This window comes from Streptomyces sp. NPDC059534, assembly GCF_042743475.1.
GTDB lineage: Bacteria > Actinomycetota > Actinomycetes > Streptomycetales > Streptomycetaceae > Streptomyces.
The window spans coordinates 186,559-193,246 of the sequence record NZ_JBHWAQ010000013.1 but is presented as its reverse complement, the minus strand read 5'-3'; the positions used below and the strand labels follow the sequence as shown (position 1 = coordinate 193,246).

Below are 6,688 nucleotides of genomic sequence, written 5' to 3'. Positions count from 1 at the left end.
CGGCGGGCTCTCTGTCGGCCCGCCGTTTCTGATGAAGGAAAAGCTACGTTGCGTTCGAGACTCTGGCAACGACTTCGTTGCGTAGGAATCTAATCATCGCAGCTCAGTGCAGGGATTTCATTGCAACGGTTCTGAAGGTAACGCAATGATCTGCGCGCAACGTGTTGCGTTGACCTGATGGTGAATGCGACGAGTCCCCGTGATGCTCTCGACGACCGCGGGCCGCACCCCGCGTCGGGGTGCGGCCCTGGGGCGGCGGGGTCGGACCGGCGTCAGGAGAGCCGGGGTCAGGAAGGCCAGCCGCCGTACGGGACCGTGAGGAGTTCCATGGCGTGGCCCGAGGGGTCCAGGAAGTAGACGCCGCGGCCGCCGTCGTTGTGGTTGATGGTGCCGGGGTGGTGTCGGTGGGGGTCGGCGTAGTGCTCGATGCCGCGGTGCCGGATCTGGGCGTACGCGGCGTCGAACTCCTCTTCGGAGATGAGGAAGGCGTAGTGCTGGGGGGTGATCCGGTCCGCGGGGATGGTGGCGAAGTCCAGGGTGACGCCGTTGCTGAGGCCGACGGCGATGAACGGGCCCCACTCGCCGGTGATCTCAAGGCCCAGCAGGCCCGCGAAGAACTCTGCGGACTCTCGGTTGTCCCGGGCGTGGACGATCGTGTGGTTCAACTCGACTGACAAGGAATGCCTCCGAGGGCATCTCCTGACACCTCCATGCCTCACCCTGCCGGTGACCGACACGCGATGTCGCTTCACATCGTAGTCACGGGGGCCGGGTCGCCGTAGGCCCGGCGTCCGGTGGGGGTCGGGCGGGCCGGGGCGGTGGGCCTGGGCGGAGTGTCGGGGTGGGGGCAAAGAGGCAGGTCGGGGGTCTGCCGCGGGGAGCTACTCGCTGGTACGGTCCCCTCACTTGTCGGCGCTCGAAGGGGAGCCGCCGGAGCTGGTGGAGGGGCGGATTCAGTGACCGGACGAACGGGCGGGGTGCTGCCGGGCGGGCTGGCCGAGGCGATACGGGGGACGGCCGAGGACATCGCCGACGTGCTGCGCTCGCAGGGCGCGGGGGGTGGGGTGTCCGTGCCCCGTTCGACGTGGACGGTGGGTGAGGCCGCCGCGCACCTGGCGCAGGCGAACGCGCTGATGGCGGACCTGGCCGCGGGGCGGGAGCGGCCGTACGGCGACGGCACGCCGGGGAGCCTGGCCGAGGCGAACGAGCGGGCCCTCGCGGGGTTCGCGGAGCGGGAGCCCGGTCCGCTCGCGGAGATGATCACGGCTCAGGCCCTCGCCTTCCTCGACGCCGTCGAAGAGCGCGAGGAGACCGAGCTGCTCACCACGCCGCTCGGCAGGATGGGCCCGGCCGTCCTGGGCTCGTACCTGCTGACCCACATGCTCGGGCACGGCTACGACCTCGCGCGGGCCCTGGGCCGCCCGCACATGCTCGACGCGCACCGGGTGGAGCTCAGCATGCCGTTCATGATGCAGGCGATGCCGGGGGTCACGGACCCGGACGCCGTCGCCGGACTCACCGCGAGCTTCGCGGTACGGCTCCGGGGAGGCTCGGGCTTCGGTGTCGCGATCGCCGACGGCCGGGTCCGGGTCGACGAGGAGCCGCCGAAGCGGCCGGACTGCACGATCCTCACGGAGCCGGTCACCTTCCTGCTGCTCGCGCTCGGCCGGATCGACCCCTGGCCCGCGATCGCCCGCGGCAGGGCGCTCGGCTGGGGGCGCAAGCCCTGGCTCGCCCCTCGTTTCCCCACCCTGTTCCGCGCGCCCTGAGCCCCCGACGGGCACGGCCCGCGTCCGGGCGACTCCATCCGGTGCCCTGCGGAACCGAATGATCTCGTACGACTCCGCCCGGTTCCGTACAGTCCCGGAAGGTCGTGTACGTCCCCGTGCATCACGGCCCCCATCGATGGATGCTTGAAGTATCGGAAGGGGTCGTGCCTCGGTTCCGCGCGGCCCGACGGTGCGAGGAGGCAGATCATGACCCGCACTCTGGAGTGGAAGGTCGGCGTGGAAGTGGTGGAGGACGGCGGCCGGACCAAGGCCGAGGCCCGGTTGACCACCGGCACCACGACCCTGACGGGCCACGGCTCCGCCCGGTGCAACCCGGCGGACGTGGACGTACCGGCGATCGGTGACGAACTCGCCGCCAGTCGCGCGATGAAGGACCTGGCGGGCAAGCTCATGCGGGAGGCCAACCGCGACATGGAGGCAGTGGGCGCCGGGACCGTGCCTCAGCGAACCGGCCCCGGTTACGGCTGGCCGGAGGCGGTGTCCTGACGGGACCGCCTTCCGGTGCGGGAAACCCGGCGGGGCGTCACAGCCCGGCCGGGCTTCGGTCGCGCCGTGACCGTCCGGCCGGGCTCCCCGGGCTTCCGCCCAGCCGTGTCCACCCGGCCACGCCTCGGTCGTGCCGCGACCACCCGGCCGCACTTCCGGCGTGTGCCGTGCCGCCCCGACGGTTGCCGGCGGCGCCCGACGCGGCCGCTCGCCGGGAATGATGCGGCCGCTACGGCCGGCTCACCCCTGTCCCGCCTCCTCGGCCCCCTCGTACACCAGTCGGTCCACGACCTCCACCACGCCGTCCACCGTCTCGCACAGGCGGACCAGGATCGGGCCGAGTCCGCGTCGTTCCAGGGTGCCGCTCAGGGTCACGCGGCCCTCGTCGACGTCGATGTGGACGGAGGAGGGGGCGAGGCGGAGGATCCGGACGAGGACGTCCTCGCGGATCTCCTCCTGGATCGAGCGGTCGCGGCGGAGGAAGAGCTGGAGGAGGTCGCTGCGGCTGAGGACGCCGATGAGGCGGCCTTCCGCGTCGACGACCGGGAGCCGTTTGACGCGGTGGCGCTCCATCAGTCGGGCGGCCTCCACCGCCGTCCATGACGGGCGGGCGGTGACGACCGGGCTGGACATCATGGCCTCGGCGCTGCTCGGCCCGTCCTTCGCGGAGTGCCGCCGCAGCAGGTCGGCCTCCGAGACGACGCCGACGGGCCGGTTGTCGTCGTCGACCACGGGGACCGCGGTGATGCCGTACTCGTCGAGGAGCCGCGCGATCTCCTTGAACGAGGTCCCGCGCTGTACCGCGACCGCGGCCGGCGTCATCAGGTCCGCGACACTGCGGTGCCTCATCGTCCGTTCCGTCCCTTCTGTCTTCCGGATTCCATGGTCCCGCACCGGGGCCGGACCCTGCGCGAGGGGGGTCGGGGGAGTGGCGTGAAGGGGGGCGTGACAGGGGCTTGTGGGCATGACGTGTCCATGGTTACCTCCGGTAAGTCATCCTCGCGTCACGGAAGAAGGACCCCCCATGCCCTCTCCCCGCACGTCCGGGACCCGCCGCCTCCTCGGGGCTCTCGCGGCCTCCCTCGCGCTTGTGACGGCGTCCGCGGGCGCCGGTGCGGCCTCCCCATCGGAACCGGCCGCCTCCGCTCCCGACTCCTCTGCCGCCGCCCCCGAGTCCGGGCTGCGGGAGGTGATGTTCGTCGGCAACAACTGGGACGGCACCGCGGACGTCATCGCCGCCCGCGGAGACTTCGGGCGTGTCGGACGGCTGAACGTGATCCCCGACAAGGAGCAGCGGCTGCGCGAGATCTACCTGAACCCGATCCGGCTCGCGTACTTCCTCGGCGTGCGCAGCGGGCCGGGGGAGGGGCACGACCAGTTCGTGGACGACATGTACGCCACCCCCGACGGCTCGGCCATGGTCGTCTCCCGGCCCAGCTTCGCCGACGTCGTGTCCTTGGACGTGCGTACCGGGCGCATCAACTGGCGCTTTCCCGTGGCCGGTTACCGCGCCGACCACATGGCCGTCTCGCCCGACGGGACACGGGTGGCGGTCTCCGCCTCCACGGCCAACACGGTGCACGTCCTCGACATCGCCACCGGTCGCGAACTCGGCTCGTTCAAGACGGGCGACAAGCCGCACGAGAACGTGTTCACCTCCGACGGCCTGCTCTGGAACATGTCGATCGGCGAGGTGACCACGGCGCTCGACGCCCCCTGGCTCGACTGGACCAAGGGGGACCGCAGGATCACCGTCGTCGACGCGCGGACCTTCGAGACCGTCCGCGTCATCGACATGCGTGCCCGCCTCGACGCCTTCGGGCGCGGGGACCTGTCCGACGCCGTCCGCCCGCTCGTCTTCACACCGGACGAGAAGAAGATCTACTTCCAGGTCTCCTTCCTCAACGGGTTCCTGGAGTACGACGTCGAATCCGACCGCATCACCCGCCTCAAGAACCTTCCCGGGAACCCCGCGACGGACCCCGACCGCACGACATGGGTCAACGACTCGCGCCACCACGGACTCTCGATGAGCCCCGACGGCACCAAGCTGTGCGTCGCCGGGACGATGGACGACTACGCCACCGTCGTGGACCGGGAGAGCCTCCAGCAGGGCCCGCTCGTGCCGGCGTCCAAGCCGTACTGGGCGACCGTGAGCGGGGACGGCCGCTCCTGTGTCGTCTCCGAGAGCGGCGCCGACCGGGTCACGGCGATCGACTTCGCCACGGGGCGGCGGGTGGCCTCGGTGGACGTCGGCGACCACCCCCAGCGCGTACGGCTCGCCCGCGTCCCCGCCGACTGGACCGGCCCCACGGCCGGCTGACGGGCCCGACCGCCCCTCCGTACCCTCGCCACCTCCTGTACCCCTGACACCTCCCGAAGGGCATCGTGAAGAGAACACTCCTGGGGGCCGCGCTCGCCGCGGCCCTCCTGGCTGCCGGAACGACGGCAGCGCCCGCGTCCGCGACCGATCCCACCCCGGCGGCGCTCCCCGCGGGGCAGGCCCTCGCCGAGAGCTGGCAGCCCCCGCTCAGTACCCGGGGGCGCTACATCGTGGACGCCGACGGCGACCGCTTCAAGCTCAAGTCGGCCAACTGGCACGGGGCGCAGGGCTCGTGGAACGGTTCGGGTGACGCCTCCGAACCCGCGAACCACCATGACGCGGAGAAGTCCGACCAGCTCCCCCTCGGACTCGACCGCGCACCCGTCGCCGGCATCCTCGCCGACTTCCACGCCCTCGGCATCAACAGCATCCGCCTGCCGTTCTCCAACGAGATGCTGCACGACCAGCGGCCCGTCCCCGACGCGGCGGTCGCGGCCAACCCGCAGCTGCGCGGCAAGACCCCGCTCCAGGTCTTCGACGCGGTGATCGCCGCCACCACCGCCGAGGGCTTCGCCGTCGTCCTCAACAACCACACCAACACCTCCCGCTGGTGCTGCGGCCTCGACGGCAACGAACGGTGGAACACCAGCCAGTCCACCGCCCGGTGGGAGGACGACTGGCTCTTCCTGGCCAAGCGGTACAAGGACAACAAGCGGGTCGTCGGCGCGGACCTCTACAACGAGGTCCGCCGCACCATCACCGACGACGCCAACTGGGGCCAGGGCGACGGCCACGACTGGTGGGCGGCCACCCAGCGCCTGGGCGACCGGCTCCTCACCGAGGCCAACCCCGACCTCCTCGTCATCGTCGAGGGCATCAACTGGCAGGGCATCCCCGCCGACGGGCTCTTCCACTGGCGGCCGACCCTGGAACCCGCCCGCACGCTCTCCCACACCCTCGTCGCCTCGGACAAGCTCGTCTACTCGGCGCACTTCTACGGCTACACGGGCCCGAACCACACCGGCGCGACCGGCACCGGCGAAACCCATGACTGGCGCTACCAGGAACTCTCCCGCGACGAGCTCTTCGCGACCCTGCGCCGTCAGGCGTTCTTCGTCGCGGCCGACACTGGCCGGCACTACACCGCGCCCGTGTGGATCAGCGAGTTCGGCATCGGAGCCGACGAGACGGATCCGAAGGCCCGTGCCTGGTTCGGCAACTTCGTCGACGACCTGATCGCGAACGACGCGGACTTCGCCTACTGGCCGCTCGTGGGCTTCACCGGCCACGGACGATGGAAGCTCCTCGACTACGACACCGAGGGCCGACGCTCCGGCATCCTCGACGGCGCCGACTGGCGCGCCGCCGACTGGCGGAGGCTCGTCACCGCCCCCGGCCTGGCCGGGCCCGTGCCGGTCACCGACACCTGGGACATGCTGGACCTCGACCACGCCGACGCGGTGCAGTCCCTCCGCACCCGGGCCCGGGGCGACTGGGACCAAGGCGCGCGCAAGGGCGTCTGCCCCGACGGACAGCGGCTCGTCGGCCTCGCCCACCGCGACGGCCGCGGCCTCTGCACGGACGCCGGGGCGCCCCGACTCGCCTCCCCGACAGGGCCGTTGACCGTCGTGACCGACGAACGGTACGTCAGGGAAGGCGACTGGGCCGGCGGCTACAGCAAACTCCAGTGCCCCCGGGACCAGTTCATGACCGGCTACAGCGTCCGCGGCCAGGCGGTCTCCGCCGTGCTGTGCGCGGGAGCCTCCCGGGCCCTGCCGGTGTCCGGCCGTACCCTCTGGTTCGACCGCGGTGACAACCGGCCGGCCGGGGAGCCGGGTGGCGAGTTCGCCCAGGGCAACTACAAGGGCCAGTGCGCCAACGGCGAGTACGCGGCCGGGATCGCCTTCACCGGCGCCTGGGCCAAGGGCAAGACCCCCGACGCCCTGCTCTGCCGCACCCTGTAGCGGCGGGCGACGACAGACGGAGGGGCGGGGGGGGGGGACCCCAACCGCCCGCCCCCGCCCGGGAGGCCGCCGGGGCCCGGGGGGGGTGCGGAGGCCCCCCCCCCCCTGAGGGTGGGGACACCCAC

6 protein-coding genes are annotated in these 6,688 nt (G+C 71.9%); 4 read left to right on the top strand and 2 right to left on the bottom strand.

Features of this window, described 5'->3' with window-relative positions; translation table 11 throughout:
• Window positions 1-287 precede the first annotated feature (287 nt).
• Complete coding sequence (locus tag ACFVZH_RS18125; protein ID WP_384898346.1) at window positions 288-677, bottom strand: VOC family protein; 390 nt, start codon at window positions 675-677, stop codon at window positions 288-290.
• 279 nt (window positions 678-956) lie between these two features.
• On the opposite strand from ACFVZH_RS18125, the gene ACFVZH_RS18120 reads away from it, so the two are divergent.
• Window positions 957-1,769: a maleylpyruvate isomerase family mycothiol-dependent enzyme gene (locus ACFVZH_RS18120; protein WP_384898345.1), complete on the top strand. Its 813-nt coding sequence runs from the start codon at window positions 957-959 to the stop codon at window positions 1,767-1,769.
• A 207-nt stretch (window positions 1,770-1,976) separates the two neighbouring features.
• The gene (locus ACFVZH_RS18115) at window positions 1,977-2,276 is read left to right on the top strand and encodes a DUF1876 domain-containing protein (protein WP_384898344.1); all 300 of its coding nucleotides are present in this window, start codon (window positions 1,977-1,979) and stop codon (window positions 2,274-2,276) included.
• 240 nt (window positions 2,277-2,516) lie between these two features.
• Here ACFVZH_RS18115 and ACFVZH_RS18110 read toward each other — a convergent pair whose 3' ends face one another.
• Window positions 2,517-3,125, bottom strand: a complete 609-nt coding sequence (locus ACFVZH_RS18110; RefSeq protein ID WP_384898343.1) for a CBS domain-containing protein — start codon at window positions 3,123-3,125, stop codon at window positions 2,517-2,519.
• Between the two features lie 175 nt (window positions 3,126-3,300).
• Between ACFVZH_RS18110 and ACFVZH_RS18105 the strand changes: the two genes are divergently transcribed.
• Both ACFVZH_RS18105 and ACFVZH_RS18100 read left to right on the top strand, forming a co-directional pair.
• Window positions 3,301-4,599: a YncE family protein gene (locus tag ACFVZH_RS18105; RefSeq protein WP_384898342.1), complete on the top strand. Its 1,299-nt coding sequence runs from the start codon at window positions 3,301-3,303 to the stop codon at window positions 4,597-4,599.
• Window positions 4,600-4,664: 65 nt separating this feature from the next.
• A complete protein-coding gene (locus ACFVZH_RS18100; RefSeq protein WP_384898341.1) occupies window positions 4,665-6,563 on the top strand; it encodes a glycoside hydrolase family 5 protein in 1,899 nt (632 codons plus the stop codon).
• Window positions 6,564-6,688 lie beyond the last annotated feature (125 nt).